Annotated in this window: 21 protein-coding genes and 3 tRNA genes; 14 read left to right on the top strand and 10 right to left on the bottom strand. The window is 69.6% G+C overall.

The genetic code is table 11. The annotated features are described in order from the left end of the window. Position 1 precedes the first annotated feature (1 nt). The 8 genes from HRL51_RS03960 to HRL51_RS03995 all read left to right on the top strand — a co-directional run bounded on the left by HRL51_RS03960 (position 2) and on the right by HRL51_RS03995 (position 8410). Positions 2-1039: an ROK family protein gene (locus HRL51_RS03960; protein ID WP_172193208.1), complete on the top strand. Its 1038-nt coding sequence runs from the start codon at positions 2-4 to the stop codon at positions 1037-1039. Continuing rightward, the gene (locus HRL51_RS03965; protein WP_235954454.1) at positions 1039-1737 is read left to right on the top strand and encodes an N-acetylmannosamine-6-phosphate 2-epimerase; all 699 of its coding nucleotides are present in this window, start codon (positions 1039-1041) and stop codon (positions 1735-1737) included. Before HRL51_RS03960 ends, HRL51_RS03965 begins: the two co-directional genes overlap by 1 nt. A gap of 292 nt (positions 1738-2029) precedes the next feature. After that, positions 2030-2311, top strand: coding sequence for an HU family DNA-binding protein (locus HRL51_RS03970; protein ID WP_006549360.1), 282 nt, complete (start codon positions 2030-2032; stop codon positions 2309-2311). A 163-nt stretch (positions 2312-2474) separates the two neighbouring features. Further along, positions 2475-3359, top strand: coding sequence for an ABC transporter ATP-binding protein (locus tag HRL51_RS03975; protein WP_172121054.1), 885 nt, complete (start codon positions 2475-2477; stop codon positions 3357-3359). Beyond that, positions 3335-5038 carry a transporter gene (locus tag HRL51_RS03980; RefSeq protein WP_172193206.1) on the top strand — a complete coding sequence of 568 codons (1704 nt, stop codon included), beginning with the start codon at positions 3335-3337 and terminating at the stop codon, positions 5036-5038. Before HRL51_RS03975 ends, HRL51_RS03980 begins: the two co-directional genes overlap by 25 nt. Before the next feature lie 203 nt (positions 5039-5241). After that, the gene (gene nagB / locus HRL51_RS03985; protein ID WP_172121056.1) at positions 5242-5976 is read left to right on the top strand and encodes a glucosamine-6-phosphate deaminase; all 735 of its coding nucleotides are present in this window, start codon (positions 5242-5244) and stop codon (positions 5974-5976) included. 233 nt (positions 5977-6209) lie between these two features. Continuing rightward, positions 6210-6590, top strand: coding sequence for a DUF3039 domain-containing protein (locus HRL51_RS03990; protein ID WP_172121057.1), 381 nt, complete (start codon positions 6210-6212; stop codon positions 6588-6590). Positions 6591-6655: 65 nt separating this feature from the next. After that, the gene (locus HRL51_RS03995; RefSeq protein WP_216666414.1) at positions 6656-8410 is read left to right on the top strand and encodes a DEAD/DEAH box helicase; all 1755 of its coding nucleotides are present in this window, start codon (positions 6656-6658) and stop codon (positions 8408-8410) included. Positions 8411-8529: 119 nt separating this feature from the next. Here the strand turns inward: HRL51_RS03995 and HRL51_RS04000 are convergent, their stop codons facing one another. Then, positions 8530-9960: a nicotinate phosphoribosyltransferase gene (locus HRL51_RS04000; RefSeq protein WP_216666410.1), complete on the bottom strand. Its 1431-nt coding sequence runs from the start codon at positions 9958-9960 to the stop codon at positions 8530-8532. A gap of 86 nt (positions 9961-10046) precedes the next feature. Between HRL51_RS04000 and clpS the strand changes: the two genes are divergently transcribed. The 5 genes from clpS to HRL51_RS04025 all read left to right on the top strand — a co-directional run bounded on the left by clpS (position 10047) and on the right by HRL51_RS04025 (position 13315). Continuing rightward, positions 10047-10376, top strand: a complete 330-nt coding sequence (gene clpS / locus HRL51_RS04005) for an ATP-dependent Clp protease adapter ClpS (protein ID WP_172121059.1) — start codon at positions 10047-10049, stop codon at positions 10374-10376. Continuing rightward, on the top strand, positions 10376-11059 hold the full coding sequence (locus HRL51_RS04010; protein ID WP_172121060.1) for a DUF2017 family protein: 684 nt from the start codon (positions 10376-10378) through the stop codon (positions 11057-11059). The genes clpS and HRL51_RS04010 overlap by 1 nt, the downstream gene beginning before the upstream one ends. 31 nt (positions 11060-11090) lie before the next feature. After that, a complete protein-coding gene (gene murI, locus HRL51_RS04015) occupies positions 11091-11894 on the top strand; it encodes a glutamate racemase (protein ID WP_216666415.1) in 804 nt (267 codons plus the stop codon). Positions 11895-11942: 48 nt separating this feature from the next. After that, a complete protein-coding gene (locus HRL51_RS04020) occupies positions 11943-12773 on the top strand; it encodes an MBL fold metallo-hydrolase (RefSeq protein WP_172121062.1) in 831 nt (276 codons plus the stop codon). 152 nt (positions 12774-12925) lie between these two features. Continuing rightward, complete coding sequence (locus tag HRL51_RS04025; protein ID WP_342355658.1) at positions 12926-13315, top strand: DUF3054 family protein; 390 nt, start codon at positions 12926-12928, stop codon at positions 13313-13315. A 355-nt stretch (positions 13316-13670) separates the two neighbouring features. Here HRL51_RS04025 and HRL51_RS04030 read toward each other — a convergent pair whose 3' ends face one another. The 4 genes from HRL51_RS04030 to HRL51_RS04045 form a co-directional block, all read right to left on the bottom strand. Beyond that, on the bottom strand, positions 13671-14159 hold the full coding sequence (locus HRL51_RS04030; protein ID WP_172121064.1) for a hypothetical protein: 489 nt from the start codon (positions 14157-14159) through the stop codon (positions 13671-13673). Between the two features lie 181 nt (positions 14160-14340). Then, positions 14341-15042: a non-canonical purine NTP pyrophosphatase gene (locus HRL51_RS04035; protein ID WP_172121065.1), complete on the bottom strand. Its 702-nt coding sequence runs from the start codon at positions 15040-15042 to the stop codon at positions 14341-14343. Between the two features lie 9 nt (positions 15043-15051). After that, positions 15052-15843 (bottom strand): ribonuclease PH, encoded by a 792-nt coding sequence (gene rph / locus HRL51_RS04040; RefSeq protein WP_172121066.1) that lies wholly within the window; start codon positions 15841-15843, stop codon positions 15052-15054. Between the two features lie 49 nt (positions 15844-15892). Further along, a tRNA-Leu gene (locus HRL51_RS04045) sits at positions 15893-15973 on the bottom strand. Positions 15974-16188: 215 nt separating this feature from the next. Here HRL51_RS04045 and HRL51_RS04050 point away from each other — a divergent pair. Continuing rightward, positions 16189-17322, top strand: coding sequence for a Gfo/Idh/MocA family protein (locus HRL51_RS04050; RefSeq protein WP_172121067.1), 1134 nt, complete (start codon positions 16189-16191; stop codon positions 17320-17322). A gap of 106 nt (positions 17323-17428) precedes the next feature. Here the strand turns inward: HRL51_RS04050 and HRL51_RS04055 are convergent, their stop codons facing one another. The 5 genes from HRL51_RS04055 to pip all read right to left on the bottom strand — a co-directional run bounded on the left by HRL51_RS04055 (position 17429) and on the right by pip (position 20053). After that, positions 17429-17905 (bottom strand): peroxiredoxin, encoded by a 477-nt coding sequence (locus tag HRL51_RS04055; protein ID WP_172121068.1) that lies wholly within the window; start codon positions 17903-17905, stop codon positions 17429-17431. A 278-nt stretch (positions 17906-18183) separates the two neighbouring features. After that, entirely contained in the window at positions 18184-18366 is a 183-nt protein-coding gene (locus HRL51_RS04060; RefSeq protein ID WP_172121069.1) for a hypothetical protein, read from the bottom strand. Positions 18367-18706: 340 nt separating this feature from the next. After that, positions 18707-18783: transfer RNA gene (locus HRL51_RS04065), tRNA-Lys, on the bottom strand. Between the two features lie 37 nt (positions 18784-18820). Further along, positions 18821-18897: transfer RNA gene (locus HRL51_RS04070), tRNA-Lys, on the bottom strand. Between the two features lie 127 nt (positions 18898-19024). Beyond that, the gene (pip, locus tag HRL51_RS04075) at positions 19025-20053 is read right to left on the bottom strand and encodes a prolyl aminopeptidase (RefSeq protein WP_172121070.1); all 1029 of its coding nucleotides are present in this window, start codon (positions 20051-20053) and stop codon (positions 19025-19027) included. Between the last annotated feature and the right edge of the window lie 61 nt (positions 20054-20114).

The following is a 20114-nucleotide window of genomic DNA, read 5'->3' on the forward strand; positions in this document are numbered from 1 at the left end:
CATGAGCACACGGGACCGCTCTCGTCCGGGCACTGAGGAGGAGCCTCTCCTTGTCGGTGTCGACCTGGGAGGGACAAAGATCGCTGCGGCACTGGTGAGTGTCACTGGCCAGCTGCGGAGTGAGGTCCGCCAGGTCGCGACTCCCGGGCGGGAGGGTCCCGCCGCCATGCTTGACGCGATCGCCGGGCTGGTTGGTGAGGTCGTCGCGGCCGGTGACGACGGCGGTCGGTCACCCCGTCCGCTGGCTGTCGGCATCGGCTCGGCTGGCGTCATCGACGCGCGCAGCGGGGTCGTGCTCTCCGCGACCGACGCCATCACCGGCTGGCCGGGGACGAACGTGGCCGACGGCGTGGCCCGCCTGCTGCCCGAGCGAGGCGTGCTCGCTCCTGGCGGCGCAGCGCCGCTGGTGCACGTCGACAACGACGTCAACGCCTACGCGGCCGGCGAGGCCTGGCTGGGAGCCGGTCACGGAGCGTCCAGCGCGCTGGTCGTGGCGGTGGGCACGGGTGTGGGCGGTGCGCTCGTCCTGGGCGGTGCGGTCCACCACGGTGCTCACTTCCTGGCCGGGGAGATGGGGCACATGCCGTGCGAGGCTGCGGCTGGTGAGCCGTGTACCTGCGGCAAGCCCGGTCACCTGGAGGCCGTCGCGGCAGGGCCCCAGATCGCCCGGCGCTACCGCGAGGCCACGGGGGATACCTCGGTGACCACCGCGCTTGAGGTCGAGCGTCGTGCCCAGGCGGGCGACGCCGTCGCGCAGCGGGTCTACGAGGAGGCAGCGGTCGCGCTGGGGCGGGGGATCGCCCAGGTGGTCACCGCAGTCGACCCGGAGCGGGTCATCATCTCCGGAGGCCTGGCACGCTCCGGGGACCTGTGGTGGCAGCCTCTGCGGCGCACGGTCGCTGACGAGCTGATCGACCTGATCTCCGGCACCACTGAGCTGCTCCCCGCGACCCTGGGGACGACGGCGCCCATCATCGGTGCCGCTCACGAGGCGTGGTTGCGCCTGCCACAGGCTGTCAGGGAAGGAGACGTGGCGTGATGGCAAGACCGATGAGCAAGGACGAGGTCCTTGACCAGCTGTGTGGCGGCCTCATCGCCTCGGCCCAGGCCTACCCGGGTGAGCCGATGCGTGACCCTCGCACGATGGACCAGGTGGCACAGGCCTGCGTGGCAGGTGGCGCCGTCGGTATCCGGGCCCAGGGGCTGGCGGACCTGTCCCTGATCAACCAGCACGTGGACGTCCCGGTCATCGGGCTGTGGAAGGACGGGCACGACGGCGTCTTCATCACCCCGACCCTCACGCACGCCGTCGCCGTGGCGGGGACCGGCTGCCAGGTCGTGGCGATCGACGCCACCCGCAGGCCCCGTCCAGACGGGCTGACCTTTGCCCAGACGGTTGCTGGCTTGAAGGAGGCTTTCCCCTCGGTGCTCGTCATGGCTGACTGCGGGTGCCTGGAGGATGCGCAGGCGGCGCAGGACGGGGGAGCGGACCTGCTGGGAACCACGCTGGCTGGTTACACCGGGGACCGCCCCAAGACGCAGGGGCCGGACCTCGAGCTGGTGGACCAGGTCGCAGCGATCGCCCAGGTCCCGCTCATCGTCGAGGGACGTGTCCACACACCTGCCCAGGCCCGTACGGTGATGGAGCACGGCGCCTTCGCCGTCGTGGTGGGGACCGCGATCACCCACCCCACCACCATCACGTCCTGGTTCGTCGACGCCGTCGCCAGGCCCTAGACGCCTGCTGGTGACGGGCCAGCACCAGCCTCCGGTGACCGGCTCCCACCACGCTCGCGGGAGCCGGTTTGCTGCACGGCAGCGACCGGCACGGGCGCGGCGCTGGCGGATCCTCGGCAAGGCTGTGGTTGATGTGACGAATGTGGCTCCAGAGGCATTCTTGGAGCAGAAAGTGATGTGCCCCGCCACGAAAGTGCCCGCCATATCTGACAAAACCGGCCTTTTACGCATAGCGTTACGGCCAGCGGCACCGAACCGACTGGTGCCCACCCACGAACTGAGAGGCAAGTACATGTCCGTCAACCGCACTGAGCTCATCGCCGCCATCGCCGAGAAGGCCGGCCTGACCAAGACCGACGCTGACGCCTTCCTCGGCGCTTTCCAGGAGGTCCTGGTTGAGAACGTCGCCAAGGGCGAGGCCGTCAAGATCACGGGTCTCATGGGCGTGGAGCGTGTTGAGCGCGCCGCTCGCACGGGCCGCAACCCCCGTACCGGTGAGGAGATCCAGATCCCCGCTGGCTACGGCGTCAAGCTGACTGTCGGATCGGCCCTGAAGAAGGCTGTCGCCAAGTGACGGTCTGCTGACCTCCTCGCTGGGCGAGGACGTCAGCATGGATGACGAGGGCGTGCCACCACCGCTGGTGGCACGCCCTCGTCATCCATGCGGACAGGGTGGGTGGGCACAGATCCTTCGAGGGGAGGAGGTGTGTGTCAGTGGTACTGCCTAGGGTGAGGTTATGAGCCAGAACACTTCTTTCGACGCTCCTCCACCAGCAGACCCTGTCACTGAGCACTCCGTCGGCGCGCAGCCGGGGCTGGGCCTGGCCGGTGCTGCTCCCCGGGACGGTGCCGAAGGAAGAGGTGTGCCGGCGCTGGCCTGTCAGGGGCTGTACAAGGCCTTCGGGCAGAAGCGTGCGGTGGACAACCTCAGCCTGGTGGTGCCGGCAGGCTCGGTCTACGGCGTGGTGGGGCCTAACGGCGCCGGTAAGACGACTACCCTGTCCATGGCCACAGGCCTGCTCGTGCCCGATGGCGGTCAGGTGACGGTCCACGGTGTCGACGTGTGGGCCGAGCCCCGCCGGGCCAAGGCGATGCTCGGTGTCCTGCCGGACGGGCTGCGTACCTTCGACCGCCTCAGCGGCCTGGACCTCGTGACCTACTCAGGGCTGCTGCGCGGTCTGGACCGCGAGGTGGTCGTGCCGCGGGCGACCCAGCTCCTGCACGTGCTCGGGCTGTGGGAGGCGGGCACGACCCTCGTCGCCGACTACTCCGCAGGCATGCGCAAGAAGGTCCACCTGGCCTGTGCCCTGGTGCACTCTCCGGCCGTCCTGGTGCTGGACGAGCCCTTTGAGGCCGTGGACCCTGTCTCGGCCCAGACCATCCAGGGGCTGCTCACGGACTTCGCGGAGGCTGGGGGCACGGTGATCATCTCCAGCCACGTCATGGCCACGGTGCAGCGCTTGTGCAGCCACGTCGCTGTGATCGCCGCCGGTCGTGTCCTGGCGGCAGGGACCACGCAGGAGGTCGCAGCAGGTCAGGACCTGGACGCGCGCTTCGCCCAGCTGGTGGGCGCTCCGACGACACGGGAGGAGCTGTCATGGTTGCGACCCTCGTCCGCCTGAGGTGGCGGCTGACCGTCAACGGGCTGCTCCGCAACGTCTGGGCGGTCATCGGCACGATCGTCGGCGTGCTCTACGGCCTGGGTGGCCTGGCCGCACTCACTGTCCTCGCGGTCGGCCTGGGACAGGTCTCGCCGGAGGTGATCGGTGCGGTTCTGGCAGGAGCCGGGGCTCTCGTGGTAGCCGGCTGGACGCTTTTCCCGCTCCTGCTCACCGGAGCGGACTCGACGCTGGATCCCCGGGCGATCGCGGCCTGGACCGCGCCGTCACCTGCGCTCACACGCGGGCTAGCCGTAGCGGGAGCCGCCGGGATCCCCGGCATCCTCACCGGAGCGGGCCTGCTACTTCCCGCCGTGAGCTGGGCCTGCGCCGGGCAGTGGACGGCAGCCGTGCTCGCGCTCGCCCTGGCGCCAGTGGCGCTGGCGACCTGCGTGCTGCTCAGCCGCGTCGTCGTCATCGGCGCCGGTGTCTCCCAGTCCAGGAGAGGACGGGAGGTCGCAGGACTCGTGGGCATGCTGCTCCTGCTGGGGGTCGCGCTAGGCCCCTCCTTCTTGCAGGAGGTCAGCCTAGGGGCTGAGACGGGGCAGGCACTGCGGACCGTCGGCACCGTGGTCGGGCTGACACCGTTGGGGTGGGCGCTGGCGGCTCCGGGGTACCTGGCACAGGGCTCGGTCCTGGCAGCGCTGGGGCTCACCTGTCTGGCTGTCGCCCTGCCTGCGGCCCTGATGCCGGTATGGGGCAGGGTCGTGGCACGTGCTATGACAGGTCCGGCGCGGAACCGAACGCGTAGCCAGTCCTACGAGGCGGCCGAGGCTGCCCGCAAGGGCGCACGCAGGAGAACGGCAGGCGTGGACCCGCTGGTCTGGCAACGCCGTCTCGCACGCCTCGTTCCCTCTCCGGCAGCGGCCGTGGCCGCGAGGTGTCTGCGCTACTGGCGAAGCGACCCGCGTTACCTGAGTCAGGTCATCAGCCTGGTCCTGCTGCCGACGGTGTTCGCCTTCGTCTTCGCCAGGTCAGCGGGCTCGTCCGCGGGACAGGGCGCCTCCATGACGTGGGGGCAGGCGCCTGTGACGGTTGTGGGGGCTGCCCTGCTCCTCGCCCTCTTCTCCGGGTGGGTGCTCAATAACGACCTCGCCACGGACTCCACTGCCGTGTGGCAGCTGGTCTCAGCAGGCGTGCGCGGCCGGGACGACCGCCTGGGACGTGTCGTGGCGGCGGCGCTGTGGCAGGTGCCGTTGACCTTCGCGGTCCTCGTCCTGACGACGGCCTACGCGGGGAGGTGGGAGACCCTGCCGGCGGTGGCGGGAACGGGCCTGGCGCTCTACGGCGTCGGCCATGCCTGGTCCGCGGTCTCCAGCGTCGTCATGCCCTATGAGACCAACGCGCCCGGAGACAGTCTCTGGAAGTCGCGAGGGTCGGGCATCAGCATGGTCATCGCTCTGGTCCAGGCCGCTGGTTTCGCGGTCATCGTCGCTGCCAGCGCGCCTGCGGTCGGTGGGCTGGTCTGGGTGGCGGTCTCAGGCGCCTGGGAGTGGGGCTGGCTGCTGCTCCTGGTCGGTACGGCGTGGGGCCTGGGCGCGGTGTGGGCTGGCGTCGTCTACGGCGGCCGGCTCCTGGACCGTCGCGGTCCGCAGGTCCTGGCGACGATTCGCTCCTGGCCCGGTCACGACGAGACCCGGTAGGGCCCTGCCTGTCAGGAGGCTGCGTGGAACGGGGGGGGGGAGGCGGACCGGGTGCTGTGCCCCTGGCACCAGGCCTGTGACTGACTGGGCGGCACAGACGCGCGTCTGACAGGACATCTGACGTCTTCGTCGATGGCGCTATGATGGACCGTGGTGCACGGACGCACCCGGCCACGGCCGTGACGTCTCAACTGAGGAGAACAATGAAGCTCGTCGTCCTCGATACTGCCGAGCAGATCGCTTCTGCCGCCGCTGACGCGGTCGAGGAGCTGCTGACGGCCAAGCCGGACGCGGTCCTCGGGACCGCCACCGGTTCCAGCCCCCTTCCTCTGTACGACGAGCTGACGCGCCGGTGCCAGGCCGGCAGGATCTCTTTCACGGAGGTCACTGGCTTCATGCTCGACGAGTACGTGGGCCTGCCTGAGGGGCACCCCGAGCGCTACGCCACCTTCATGGAGCGCAACCTGCGATCGCGGGTGGACATGCGCCCTGGCGCCCTGCACGGGCCGGACGCGCTGAACGAGGACCTTGAGGCCGCATGTGCCGACTATGAGGCGCAGATGAAGGCAGCCGGCTACTGTGACCTGCAGATCCTCGGTATCGGCTCAGACGGGCACATCGGCTTCAACGAGCCTGGTGGCCCGCTGGACTCGCGCACGCACGTCGACGTCCTGACCGAGCAGACCCGACGTGACAACGCCCGGTTCTTCGACGGCGACGTCAACGCTGTCCCCACCCACTGCATCACCCAGGGGCTGGCCACCATCATGGAGGCTCGTCAGCTGGTCCTCATCGCCACCGGTGAGAACAAGGCCGAGGCCGTCCACCAGCTGGTCGAGGGCGAGGTGAGCCCGCAGTGGCCGGCCACCGTCATGCAGCGGCACGCTGACGCCCTGGTGCTGGTGGACCCGGCGGCCGCCTCGCGACTGAGCCGCTGAACGGGCCTTGGGACTTACGCGCTGGGGTGTAGTCCCTCTGTCACGCAGACGGGGTCTGTGCCCCTGCCCGGCAGGGGCACAGACCCCGTTGTCGTGTCTAGCGGGTACGAGGACGGACTCGTCGTGACCGGGCGGCCCGTGCGAGCAGCCGGCAGGGGAGCCGCGGCGCGGCGAGAGAGCTTCCACAGGCTCCGACGACGATCGCCCGGTCTGCCCGGCTTACACTGGAGGACATGACTGACCCCCTTGAGCAGATGACGGCGAGCACCGACTCTGGCCCCGGCGAGCCCGGCCGCCCGCTGTCGGACCCCGCCACCGGCGCCTCCACGGGGACCGCGGTCCTGGAGCGTGAGGAGCTTCAGTCCACCGACGACGGTGACGCCGATCGCTTCGCCCACTACGTGCGCAAGGACAAGATCGCGGCCGCCGCGGCGACCGGACGCCCCGTCGTCGCGCTGTGCGGCAAGGTCTGGACGCCGGGACGTGACCCGTCGAAGTACCCGGTGTGCCCCACCTGCAAGCAGATCTACGAGCAGATGCGAGAGGGCGGGGACTCCGGCTCTGGCAAGGGGCCGCGCTTCCCCCGCTTCCCCTTCTCCCGAGGCGGTCAGTGAGCGGCGCGCGTCGCAACCAGGCAGCGAGCAACCCTACCCAGCCCTCCATCTTCGCCGCGGAGTCCATGCCGCCGGCCTACCCGCGTCGTGCCGCCTGGGGCACGGCAGGGTCACTGCGCGCCTGGCAGGCCGCTGCGCTGAGGAAGTACCTGGAGACCATGCCCCAGGACTTCCTGGCAGTGGCGACCCCCGGCGCAGGCAAGACCACCTTCGCGCTACGCATCGCCACCGAGCTCCTCAGCGCTGGCGACGTCCACCAGGTGACGGTGGTCTGCCCTACCGAGCACCTGAAGTACCAGTGGGCTGAGGCCGCCGCGCGCGTGGGCATCCACATCGACCCCTCCTTCACCAACAGCCAGGGGGCGCTGGGATCCCGCTTTGACGGCGTGGCACTGACCTACGCGCAGGTCGCGGCCAATCCCAACCTGCACCGCGCTCGAACCGACGCGCGGCGCACACTGGTCATCATGGACGAGATCCACCACGGTGGTGACGCCCGCTCCTGGGGTGATGCGATCCGCGAGGCCTTTACCCCGGCACGGCGCCGCCTGGCACTGACAGGGACCCCCTTCCGCTCGGATGAGTCCACGATCCCCTTCGTGCGCTACGTCGAGGAGGCCGGTGGTCTCAAGCGCTCGAGCTCGGACTACTCCTACGGCTACTCCGACGCCCTGCGCGACGGGGTCGTGCGCCCGGTCATGTTCATGACCTACTCCGGCCAGATGCGCTGGCGGACCAAGGCTGGTGACGAGGTCGCCGCACGCCTGGGCGAGCCCCTGACCAAGGACCTGGAGGCTCAGGCCTGGCGCACGGCCCTGGACCCCAAGGGGGAGTGGATCCCCTCGGTGCTCGCCGCTGCTGACCAGCGCCTGACGGAGGTGCGCCGGCAGGTCCCGGACGCCGGCGGCCTCGTCATCGCCAGTGACCAGGCCAAGGCCCGCGCCTACGCCAAGCAGCTGCGCCAGATCACCGGTGAGGAGCCCACCGTCGTCCTGTCCGACGACTCCGGAGCCTCCAGCCGCATCGAGACCTTCTCCGCCTCCACCGACCGGTGGATGGTTGCGGTGCGCATGGTGTCTGAGGGTGTCGACGTGCCTCGTCTCGTCGTCGGGGTCTATGCCACCTCGACCTCTACGCCCCTGTTCTTCGCCCAGGCGGTAGGACGATTCGTCCGTTCGCGCTCACGGGGAGAGACCGCCTCGGTCTTCCTGCCCTCGGTGGTTCCGCTGCTGAGCCTGGCCAACGAGCTGGAGGTCGCGCGTGACCACGTGCTGGGCAAACGGGCCTCGTCGAACGAGGACGACCTCTTCGCCGGCTACGCCGAGGACCGCCTCGTCGCCGAGGCCAACCAGGACGCGAAGGCCTCTGACGACCTGCTGGGCGGGTTCGAGGCCATGGACTCCACCGCCGAGTTCGACCGGGTGCTGTTCGACGGTGGAGAGTTCGGGACCGGCGCCGTGGTCGGAAGCGTCGAGGAGCAGGAGTACCTGGGGCTTCCCGGCCTGCTGGAGCCGGAGCAGGTCACGGCGCTGCTGCGACAGCGCCAGGACCGCCAGATCGCTGAGCAGAAGCGGCAGTCGGCTGCGGCCGCCAGGCGGCGTGCCAACTCCGGCGTCGACGACGCCAGGCGTCGTCAGGCTGCACGCAAGGAGCTCTCCCAGCTCGTGGCCGCCTGGGCCCGACGCTCAGGGCAGCCTCACGGTACGGTTCACAACGAGCTGCGCCGCGTGTGCGGCGGGCCCGAGGTCGCGCAGGCCTCGACTGAGCAGATCGAGAAACGGGTAGCGACCCTGCGCCGTTGGTTCGTCGGCAAGCGGTAGGACCGGCGTCTCGGGTCCGTCCTGGTGCCGCCTGCGTCGGAACCTCCAGCACGACGGCGTCGTCTCACCTTCTGCAACGAGAGGGGGGACGACGCCGTCGTCACTTGTCCCAGCCAGCCCTAGCCGCGCAGGGTCTGGCGACCGTCCAGGTCTAGGTGGCGGGTGGGCACGGCAGGCTCGCCCTCGCTCAGCCGCCAGGCGTCGTAGGGAAGCTCGGCGCGCGAGGCGCGGTGGCGCTCGGCCGCGGCCTGCAGCGCCGCAGGGCCGCGGTGCTCCTCGTTGACCACGCCGTCACGCACGAGCTCGACCTGGAGCGGCCGGGCACCGGCCTCTCGTAGCGCCACCATCGCCTCGTCCGCCTCGCGCGCCGAGACGACCAGCTCCTCCGCAGCCGTCCCGGTGGCGTCCAGGACGCGCCCAGCCCACTTACGCCCTCCCACGGTCGACTTGCCGCCCGAGGAGAACTTGGCGACCTCCTGCATGACGCCGTCGGCGTCGACTCTCTCGACCAGCTTGTAGACCAGGGCCGCGGTGGGGCGTCCGGAACCGGTGACGAGCTTGGTACCCACGCCGTAGGAGTCCACCGGTGCCGCGCCGAGCGCAGCGATGGCGTACTCGTCCAGGTCGTTGGTCACCGTGATCCTTGTGCTCGTGGCGCCCAGGGCGTCGAGCTGCTGACGTGCCTTGAAGGCCTCGGCGACCAGGTCACCGGAGTCCAGGCGTACGGCACCGAGCTCTCCGCCGGCTGCTCGGGCGGCCTTGACCGCGCGCTCGATACCGCGCTCGATGTCGTAGGTGTCGACCAGGATGGTCGTGTCCGGGCCGAGCGAGGCTACCTGGGCGGCGAAGGCCTCCTCCTCGCTGTCGTGCAGGAGGGTGAAGGAGTGGGCCGAGGTACCGACCGTGCGGATGCCGTAACGCATCCCGGCCTCCAGGTCGCTGGTGCCCGTGAAGCCGCCGACCACGGCAGCGCGCGCCGCCGAGACGGCCGCTCGCTCGTGGGCGCGCCGGGCACCGAAGTCCACGCAGGGACGGCCGTGGGCGGCGATCACCATGCGGGAGGCGGCCGAGGCGACGGCGCAGTCGTAGTTGTAGATCGACAGCGCCAGGGTCTCCAGGATGCAGGCCTCGGCGAAGGTCCCCTCGACCGTCAGCAGAGGCGAGCCGGCGAAGTAGCACTCGCCCTCGGCGTAGCCGCGGATCGTGCCGGAGAAACGGTAGTCGCGCAGGTAGTCCAGGGTGACGTCATCTACCACGCCGGTGGCGTGGAGGAAGTCGATCTGCTGGGGCGTGAAGGTGAAGCGCTCGATGGCGTCGAGCAGGCGACCGGTTCCCGCGACCACGCCGTAGCGCCGGGAGGCCGGCAGCGAGCGGCCGAAGAGCTCGAAGACGCTGCGGCGCCCGGCGGTGCCGGCAGCCAGCGCCCCCTGGAGCATGGTGAGCTCGTACATGTCCGTCAGCAGCGCCGTCGAGGTCACTGCCGGTGCACGCTCAGGATCGATCGGGCTGCCGGTGACCGCGTTGTGCGGCCTCGCCTTGCTAGGAGTCATGACACCAACCTAGCCTCCCGGCCCGGGCCACGCGGCGGACGGGACGGGGAAGAGGTCGTGTCTCACTCTCCCGATACCCTGGGGCCATGTCAGCCAGCGCACCCGTGACCTCGACCTCCACGCGCGAGGAGCCCGCGACGCAGCGTCTGCGGTTGTGGCGCACCGTCGTCCATGACGACCCGATCAACACCATGGACTACGTCGTGTGGGTCTTTCGCAGCTACTTCCGGTTCCCGATGGGACTGGCACGTCAGCGCATGATGCAGGTGCACACCACCGGGCGTGCTGTCGTCTCGCGCGGGCCTCGCGAGCGTATGGAGGTTGACGTCACGGCGATGCACTCCTACGGGCTCCGTGCCACGATCGAGCCCGACGGCGAGGACGGGGACCAGCCGGACCAGGAGGGAGGGTACTGATGCAGACCTTTGTCCCTGCAGCAGGAGGCTGGGAGAGCGCGGTGGAGCAGTGGGAGTGCGAGCTTGTCTCCTCCCTGGTCGAGCAGCTGCTCTACGTCCTCACGTCCGAGGGAGCCGGTGCGCGGAGCGGACCCAGCACGTCACAGACCGGCCAGCGCAGCACCGAGAGCGAGCGTGACAGTGCGATCCTCGCCTCCCTTGACTTCCAGGCTGATGATGGTGAGCCGCAGCAGGGTGCCGTGCGCTCACCGCAGGAGGACGCGGAGCTGGCGCCGCTGCTGGAGGTGCTGCTGCCGGACGCCTCTGAGGACCCGCTGACTGCTGTCGAGGTCGCCTCGATGGAGCGTGAGCACCTGCGCTCGCTCAAGGCTGACCGCGCCCGTCTGCTCCTGCTCCAGCTGCGAGAGCCCTCGGGGCAGGAGGTCCGGGTCCGGGTGGAGCAGGGCCAGGAGCAGGAGTGGCTCGGAGCGGTCAACGACCTGCGGCTGGTCCTGGCCCAGCGCCTGGGGATCGAGTCCGCTGAGGACGCGGAGGAGGCGCACGCCGTCGCCTGGGAGGACCCGCCCCGGCAAGAGAGCGAGGAGGCGCGCTCGCGGCGTGCGATGTCCATGGTCTACGACATGCTCACCTGGTGGCAGGAATCACTGCTGACCGTGATGCTCAGTGACGATGCACCCGCATAGTCTCGAAGGCGTGAATGACGCACCGATCGGGATGTTCGACTCCGGTGTCGGCGGTCTGACGGTGGCGCGTGCGGTCCTGGACCAGCTGCCCAATGAGCAGGTGCTCTACATTGGGGACACCGCCCATTCTCCCTACGGGCCTCGTCCGCTCGATGAGGTGCGGGCGCTGGCCCTGGACGTCATGGACGAGCTGGTGGACTCCGGGGTCAAGATGCTCGTCATCGCCTGCAACACGGCCTCCGCCGCGGTGGTGCACGACGCCCGACGGCGTTACACCCTGGGCAAGGGCGTGCCCGTGGTCGAGGTGATCCACCCTGCGGCTCGCGCAGCCGCGAGGGTGACCCGCAACGGCCGCATCGGGCTCATTGCCACCCAGGGGACGGTCGACTCGCGTGCCTACTCTGACGCGCTCGAGGCGGTTCTCGGCGTCGAGCTGCTGTCCACGGCCTGCCCGGACTTCGTGGAGCTGGCTGAGCGTGGCGTCACCACGGGGCCTGAGGCGATGGCCCGAGCGGAGGAGTATCTGCTGCCGTTGCGCCAGGCCGGGGTGGACACACTCATCCTGGGGTGCACCCACTACCCGTTGCTCATCGGCCCCATCTCCTACGTCATGGGCCGGGACGTGACTCTCGTGACCTCAAGCGAGGAGACTGCCAAGGACGTCTACCGAGGGCTGGCCAGCCAGGGCATGTTGCGCGACCCTGGGGCGCCTGCTGCGGCCCATGAGTTCCGGGCCACCGGCGACCCGGAGTCCTTCGCCGTGCTTGCCCGTCGTTTCCTCGGCCCGGAAGTGACTCGCGTCATACCTGCGGGCCTGGGAAATACCGTCTCCTGATCTGACTGTCCCGCCGGCTCTATCCCGTACCCCTACCCAAGGATCCTCATGAAGATCACCGTCATCGGCTGTACCGGAAGCATGTCCGGCCCTGACTCCTCGGCCTCGAGCTATCTCGTCCAGGCCACGGGGCCGGGCGCGGACGGGACGCCGCGGACCTACTCGGTGGTTCTCGATCTGGGGCCGGGTTCGATGGGCCAGATGCTGCGATACGTGGACCCCGCTGATCTGGACGCCCTGGTGATCTCCCACTGCCACGCCGACCACATGGTCGACCTGGTGGGTATGCACGTCTTCCGCCGGTGGAACCCGGCGGGGGCGCTCGGCCCGGTCCTCACGATCGGTCCTGCTGAGCTGCCGGACCGTCTCCGCGGTGTCGACGGCACGCCGGAGGAGGAGACCTACGCCACGGAGTTCACCTTCCGCACGGCCGTCCCAGGTCAGTGTGTCCAGGTCGGTCCGCTGACCATCACGCCCTTCGAGGCGCTCCACCCCGTTGAGGCCTACGGCTACCGCGTCGAGGGGCCGAGCGAGGTACTGGGGGAGGACGGCGTTCCGGCCCGGGCCGCGATGGCCTTCACGGGGGACACCGACATCACCGAGTCCATCGTGGAGATGGCCGACGGCGTCGACCTCCTCCTGGCGGAGGCTGCCTTTGTCGAGGGCCGCGACACCGTGCGCGGGATGCACCTGACCGGAAAGCGAGCCGGGGAGCTGGCCGCCGGGACCGCGGGCCAGGCTCCGCACCGGCCTGTGGGGCACCTGGTGCTGACCCACATCCAGCCTTGGACCGACCCCGGTGTGCCGCTGCGCAACGCTGCCCACGTCTACGACGGCCCGCTGGAGGCAGCGACGGCGGGCGCGAGCTGGGAGCTGTGAGAGTGCGCCGGGGAAGCAGACAGGACTCGGGCACGACGCAGAGGGCTGGGATCCAGGACTCTCGTACGCCGCGCCGCATCTCCTACACGCCTGCGGTACCTGACGGCCCGGACTGCCCGTGGACCCGGGGCCGACGGACACGCTGGTGGCTCGTGCTCCCGGCTGACCTGCTCGCCGTCGTCCTCATCGCCTTCTTCAGCGCGGCCTCGATGCATGATGTCTCGCTCGCACCGGAGCTGCTCGTCCACGGAGCGGTAGCCGTGGTGGCCGGCTGGGTGGTGTCCTGGCTCATAGCCCGACCGCAGGACCATCTGGAGACTGCCAGCCGCGACGGCATCCTCGTCGTGGCGGTGACCTGGCTGGTGTGGGTGCTCGCCCGTGTGCTGGCCGGGGCCGACGGCGTCCCCGGGTTCGCCCTGATGCTCGCCTGCTTCCTGCTCATCGGCCTGGGCGGTTGGCGGTGGCTCTACGGCTTTGCTAAGGCTCAGGAGTCCCTGACGCCCAAGGCGCTCCAACGGCGCCTGGACGCGCAGGATGGCTGAGCAAGCCAGCACTCTTCCCTACGTCCCCACTGGATCGGGGTTTTGTGTACTGGACCGGCCCCTGCGCACCGCACAAGGGCCGGTCCAGTACACAAAACCCCGATCCAGATGAGGTGGTTACTCGTCAGCGATGGAGCGCAGCGCCTCCAGGTGCGTCTCGAAGGCGGCAGGGTCAGCGCGACCCACACGACGTCGCGTGAGCACACGGAGGCGTAGTCCCGCTGACGGCGGAGGTAGCCGGCCTGCTCCAGCGCACCCAGCTGCTTGGACAGGGCGAGTCCGACAAGCCGACGACCTTCCGCAGCTGCGCAGGGCCGCGCAGATGCGCAGTCTTCGCAGCGGGTGAATGACGGGGTCAGGCGCGGCGCGCCTCGTAGACGAACAAGGCAATGGTCAGGGCTGCCATGAGCGCGGAGAGCATGACGGCGAGGAGAGTGCCACTGGCGCCGTGAAGCTCACCGCGCAGGAGGAGCAGCAGCGGGGGAACGAGCACCAGGGCGAGATGAGGCCACGTCGCTCGCCAGGACAGCTCAGGCCCGGTGAGGGGATCGTGGCGTAGCCCGGGGCGCTGGATCCAGCGCACGCAGACCACGAGCGTCACGGCCATGCCTGTCAGGGCGGCTAAGACCAGGCGGACGGGGGCCACCAGTCCACAGAAGGAGAAGATCCCCACCGCCAGCGCGCAGACGGTTAGTGCTACGGGATGAGGGCACCAGGTGCTGGCGGCCTCGGCGTCACTGACCGCGCGCAGCGCGCTGCGGGCCTGCTGGGGTGACGCAGTTGGCGCCGAGGCGTGTGGCGCTCGGGTGGGGCGCGACTCGTGCTGTCGGGCTGTCAACCTCATCGCTCAGCAGTATACCTGCGCCGAAACCGTGGTTTTCTGCACGGAATCGACTCTTACGTGTTGCGTAGAGGTCGATTCCGTGCAGAAAACCACGATTGAGAAGCCGGGTGAGAGGCGTCGAGCCCGGGCCGTCGGTGCAGGAGCCCGGCGGGGTGACGAGTAGAATGACGGCGCAGCCGGCTCAGGCCAGCAGCGTCGCCAGAACCGGCGCCAAGTCTCGGAAGGCCTGGCCGCGGTGGGAGATCGCGTTCTTCTCCGCGGCGCTCATCTGCGCCGTCGTCCGCCCAGCAGCACCGGGCTCGTCCTCCTGGAGCGGGACGAAGACGGGATCGTAGCCAAACCCACCCTCGCCGACCGGGGTCGTGAGCAGGCGCCCCTCCATCGAGCGCTCGAAGACGGTGACCGCGGGGGCCTCGGCGACGCACGCACCAGCCTGGGCAGCATGCTCAGCCCGACCCGGTACCACCAGGACCGCGGCGCAGGTGAAGCGTGCTGTGCGATGAGGGTCGGCGATGTCTGAGAGCTGGTCAAGCAGGAGACGCAGGTTCGCGGCGTCGTCCCCGTGGTGACCGCACCAGCGTGCCGAGAAGATCCCCGGTGCGCCTCCCAGGACGTCCACGCACAGGCCTGAGTCGTCAGCCACCGCCGGCAGGCCCGTGGCCTGGGCGAGGGCTCGTGCCTTGATCTCAGCGTTGGCCGCAAAGGTCAGCCCGTCCTCCACAGGCTCGGGCACGTCCAGGGCGGCAGCGGAGATGATCTGCTCCGGGTCGAGGCCGGGCACCAGCGGCGTGAGGATCGCGCGCAGCTCGGAGAGCTTGCCAGGGTTGTGGGTAGCCAGAACGAGCCGGGCTCCTGCGGGTACGGGCACCTGCGTCGTCGTCACAGCGGCCTCTCAGGCGCTCTGGTCCGAGCGGACGGTGAAGGGCTCGTCCGAGGGGCCGTCCAGGACGGCCTTCTGCAGGGCGGCGAGCTCAGCGTTGCCCTTGGTGGCCAGGTCCAGCAACGAGTCGAGCTCGTCACGGTCGAACGGGGCGTGCTCAGCCGTTCCCTGCACCTCGATGAACTGTCCGGCTCCGGTCTGGACCACGTTCATGTCAGTGTGGGCGCGCACGTCCTCCTCGTAGGGCAGGTCCAGGCAGGGCACGCCGTCGATGATCCCGACGCTGATGGCGGACAGCGAGTCAGAGACGACCGGCTTGCCGGCGCGCGGGGTGATGAGGCCCCGCGCGGTGCCCCAGGCGACGGCGTCGGCCAGGGCCACGTAGGCACCGGTCACCGAGGCGGTGCGGGTGCCGCCGTCGGCCTGCAGGACGTCGCAGTCCAGGGCGATGGTGTTCTCGCCCAGCGCCGCCACGTCGACGACGCCGCGCAGGGCCCGACCGATGAGGCGCGAGATCTCGTGCGTGCGCCCGCCGACCTTGCCTCGGACAGACTCGCGGCCCGAACGCTCCGAGCCTGCACGGGGGAGCATCGCGTACTCGGCGGTCACCCAGCCCTCGCCGCTGCCCTTGCGCCAGCGGGGGACGCCCTCGGTGAAGGAGGCGACGCAGAGCACGCGGGTACGTCCGAACTCGACCAGGACGCTGCCCTCGCCGTGCTCCTGCCAGTGACGGGTGATGGTGACAGGGCGCAGCTCGTCGGTGGCGCGCCCGTCCTGACGGGTGAAGGTAGATGGAGAAGTCACCCTTGCAGCCTACCTGGCGTCCGACGGCCAGGACCGGACCGGCTGCTCGTGCGCAAGATGGGACTCGAACCCACACGTCAAAGACACTGGAACCTAAATCCAGCGCGTCTACCAATTCCGCCACTCGCGCTCGGGGGACAGCCTAGCGGTTGACAGGGTCCTGGCCGAACTGGGCGCTCGCGGCCGTGGACAGCGGACGGCGATGCGGCTGGGCAGGAGGCGGCGCCGTCGGCGGGCCATCACGGCCACTGACGGGCCAGACGGACGCGCGGAGCGGGGAGTCGGGAAGGCGCCTCTTAAGTCCACTCGTGCAACCAAAGAGGGTGTGCGCGGTAGTCTCGAGCCATGGCACGCAATGACGCCCCAGGCACCCGAACCACTGACCTTCTGCCTCCTCTTCCCGACCTCGTCCACGAGCTGGTCGCTGAGGCGGGCGCCCAGGAGCTCGACCTTGCTGCTCTCGTTCCTGATCCGCAGGACGCCCCGCTCATCCGGTGGGGGATCCTCGGAGCCGGAGGTATCGCGGGCAGGTTCGCCACGGACGTCCCGAACCTGTCCTCCGGGGTCATCGCCGCCGTCGGATCACGTGACAGGTCCAAGGCGCAGACCTTCATCGACGCGCACCCGGGTACCGGCAAGGGCGGGGCTGCGCGTGCGCACGGCTCCTACGAGGAGCTTGTGGCTGATCCGGAGGTCGACGCGGTCTACGTCGCCACACCTCACATGTTCCACGCTGAGCAGGCGCTACTGGCCCTGCGCGCCGGCAAGCCGGTGCTGGTGGAGAAGTCCTTCACCGTCAACGCCTCCCAGGCCCGCGAGGTCCTCGACCTCGCGCAGTCGCAGGGCCTGTTCGCCATGGAGGCTATGTGGACCCGCTTCCTGCCTGGGCAGGTAGTGCTGCGCGCCCTGGCAGGAAGCGGTGCGCTGGGAAGGATCCGTAACGTGAGAGCCGACCACTACCAGGCGCTGCTGCACGTGCCACGGCTGGTTTGCCCCGAGCTCGCCGGTGGCGCACTGCTGGACCTGGGGGTCTACTCGGTCTCCTTCGTCCACTCCCTGCTGGGCGCCCCCGAGGCGGTGCGTGTGCTGGGACGACTCAGCCGGAAAGGCGTCGACCTGGACGAGGTCGTCGCGATGGGCTACCCCGGCGCGACGGCAGCGGCCAGTGCCGGCATGGACTGCTCCGGTACCAACACGGCACAGGTCGTGGGAGACAGGGCACGCGTCGACCTGAGCCCGTGCTTCTACACCCCGACGCCCCTGACGGTCTCCCGCCGCAGCGGCGACGGTTCCGGTACGGCAGCCACCTGGGACGCGTCGGTCCCCGGCGGATTCCAGCTCGAGGCCGCGGAGGCTGCTCGCTGCATCGCCGCCGGGCGGACCCAGTCCGAGATCATGCCCTGGTCGGCCACCCTGGAGGTCATGGAGCTGATGGACCAGGTGCGCCGCGATCTGGGTGTGGTCTACCCCGGCGAGTAGCCCGACCAGTGGCGCGGTGAGGAACAGGTCGTGGGGCGTCGTCCATCAGGATGACTCCCCACGACCTGCCGGCTCTGTCTGCTGTGGGCCCGGGCTTCGCCAGGCTCTAGTCCAGGCCGAGCTCCTTGCGCAGGCGGCCGACGTGACCGGTGGCCTTGACGTTGTACCTGGCCAGCCGCACCGTAGCGTCCTTACCCACGACGACGGTCGAGCGGATGACACCGGTGAGTGTGCGCCCGTAGCTCTTCTTCTCGCCCCACGCGCCCCAGGCCTCCATGACCTCGTGGTCAGGGTCGGACAGGAGAGGGAAGGGGAGGGACTGCTGGGTGGCGAACCGCTCGATGGCCGCCTGGGAGTCCGGTGAGATGCCGACGACGGCGTAGCCTGCGTTCTTCCACGCCTCCAGCGAGTCGCGGAAGTCGCAGGCCTCCTTGGTGCACCCCGGGGTGGAGGCCCGGGGGTAGAAGTAGACGACGCAGCCCTCGCGGCTGGTGGCCAGAAGATCTGCCAGGTGGACCTCGGTCCCGGAGGCGTCGGGCAGGGTGAAGTCAGGGGCGGTGTCTCCCGCCGAGAGCTGGGGCATGTGGTCTCCTTCACGTCGGTGACGGTCCATGGTAGAGCCTGGCTGCCGTACCGCCTCGGCTGCTGCTGTCCTGGCTGCGCGTCGGCCGCTCGCCTTGCGCGCCGCCCCCTGGTGCCTGCTGCGCCTGGTGGGCACGTGCTGCGAGGTGACCCAGGGGCGGAGACGTAGCCAGAGGTAGCGGGGGAAGGCTCCTGACGACGATCGCCTGTCCCACACACTACGCGGGACAGGCGATCGTCGATAGTAGTGGAGGTACCCACTGCGAGGGCGGGCGCGCCTCAGGCCGCCAGGGCCAGGGCGTCGCGCGCTGCCTCGAAGCGCTCCAGCGCCCGCTCCAGGCGGGAGGGGGAGGCGCTAGCGCCCAGGGAGCGAAGCTCAGCCTGTGCTGCGGAGTACTCCCGCTCGGCGGCCTCGCGCAGGTCCTGGTGGGTATGCATCGTGCTCATCATCTGTCTCATCATCCTTCTTCAACATCTTGGCCCTGGAGGGCCCCTCAGCGCTGGGAGTGGATAGCAGGTCGTTCCTGCGCCCAGCATGTGTGGTCTGGTCCGGCTCCCCATAGCCGACTCGGTCGGGGGAGCTCCCGGGTAGGGCGGCGCTGGTCCGCGAGCCTCGCGGCCGTGGCACTGCCCGACGCAAGGATGAACGCCTGAGGTAGCCACCTGTATTCCGGCAGGTGACGGTTCAACCTCGAACGCGTGAGCACTAGGGTCCTCGACCATTTGACGACCTCGGAGCTGCGTGCCCACGAGCACTGCCGACGTGTACGGAAGACCCGAAGCGTCAGGCAGCAGCCTTGCGTGGTACCCCCTCAGGGACTCGAACCCTGGACACCCTGATTAAGAGTCAGGTGCTCTAACCAACTGAGCTAAGGAGGCGTTGGTTGTGGAAGTGGCTGTTGATCAACCTCTCCCGTGGTACCCCCTCAGGGACTCGAACCCTGGACACCCTGATTAAGAGTCAGGTGCTCTAACCAACTGAGCTAAGGAGGCATGTCTCGTGACGCTGACGCGTCCGGCGACGGAGGAAGACTCTACGTGCCTTACTCGCTTGAGTCCAATCAAGGAACCGCGAATTGGTATAAATGTGCGAGAAGTCTCAGGGGTGGGCTCCGTGGTGTCAGAAGCCTCCCGAGAGATCGGTGGCGAGACGGTCAGTGGCCTCGATCAGGGCGGACAGCGTCTGCGGTTCTGAGAAGGAGTGCCCGGCGGTGGGAGACACGTGCAGCTCCGCCTCGGGCCACGCGCGGTGCAGCGCCCAGGCCGTCCCGATCGGGCAGCACATGTCGTACCGGCCCTGGACGATGACTCCAGGAATATGGTGCTCGGCAAGGACGCGGGCGCCCTCGATGAGCTGGCCGTCCTCCATCCACCCGCGGTGGTAGAAGAAGTGGTTCTCGATCCGGGCGAAGGTCACAGCGTAGCCAGGGTCCTGCACCTCGTCGATGTGGGACTGGTCCCGTAGCAGCGTCGAGGTCGCGGCCTCCCAGGTCGTCCAGGCGGTACCGGCCGGGCCGTGGACGGCCGGGTCCGGGTTGCTGAGCAGCTCGTGGTAGCGCTCGATGTAGCCGCCGGGCTCCACGTCCTTGCCGGCGCCAGCGACGTAGTGCTCCCACTCGTCAGGCCAGACCATGTCAGCGCCGCCAGCCTCGTAGTACCAGTCCAGCTCCCGCTTGCGCAGGGTGAAGATGCCGCGCAGGACCAGGGCCAGGACCCGCTGCGGGTAGGACTGGGCGTAGGCCAGGGCCAGGGTCGAGCCCCACGATCCGCCGAAGACCAGCCAGCGATCGATACCCAGGTGCGTGCGCAGCCTCTCGATGTCCTCCACGAGGTGCCAGGTGGTGTTGGCCGACAGGTCGGCCTCGGGCTCCCAGGCGTGGGGGAGCGAGCGTCCGCAACCACGCTGGTCGAACAGGATGATGCGATAGCGCTCGGGGTCAAAGACCTGACGGTGGGACGGCACGCAGCCTCCGCCGGGGCCGCCGTGAAGGAAGACGGCGGGAACCCCCAGGGGGTTCCCGCACTCCTCCCAGTAGATCTGCTGACCGTCCCCGACGTCGAGCATGCCGGTGGCCCGAGGCTCGATGGGCGGGTAGAAGCCGCGCAGCGGGCGGGAGCTGGCGTCGTCGTTCACGGAAGGGGCGGTCATGGACGCCATTGTGGCGCAGTGGGCCGCCCTGAGTGTCAGGTCAGCCATATCGGTGCCGTGG

The sequence above is a fragment of the Actinomyces faecalis genome (genome assembly GCF_013184985.2).
Lineage (GTDB): Bacteria > Actinomycetota > Actinomycetes > Actinomycetales > Actinomycetaceae > Actinomyces > Actinomyces faecalis.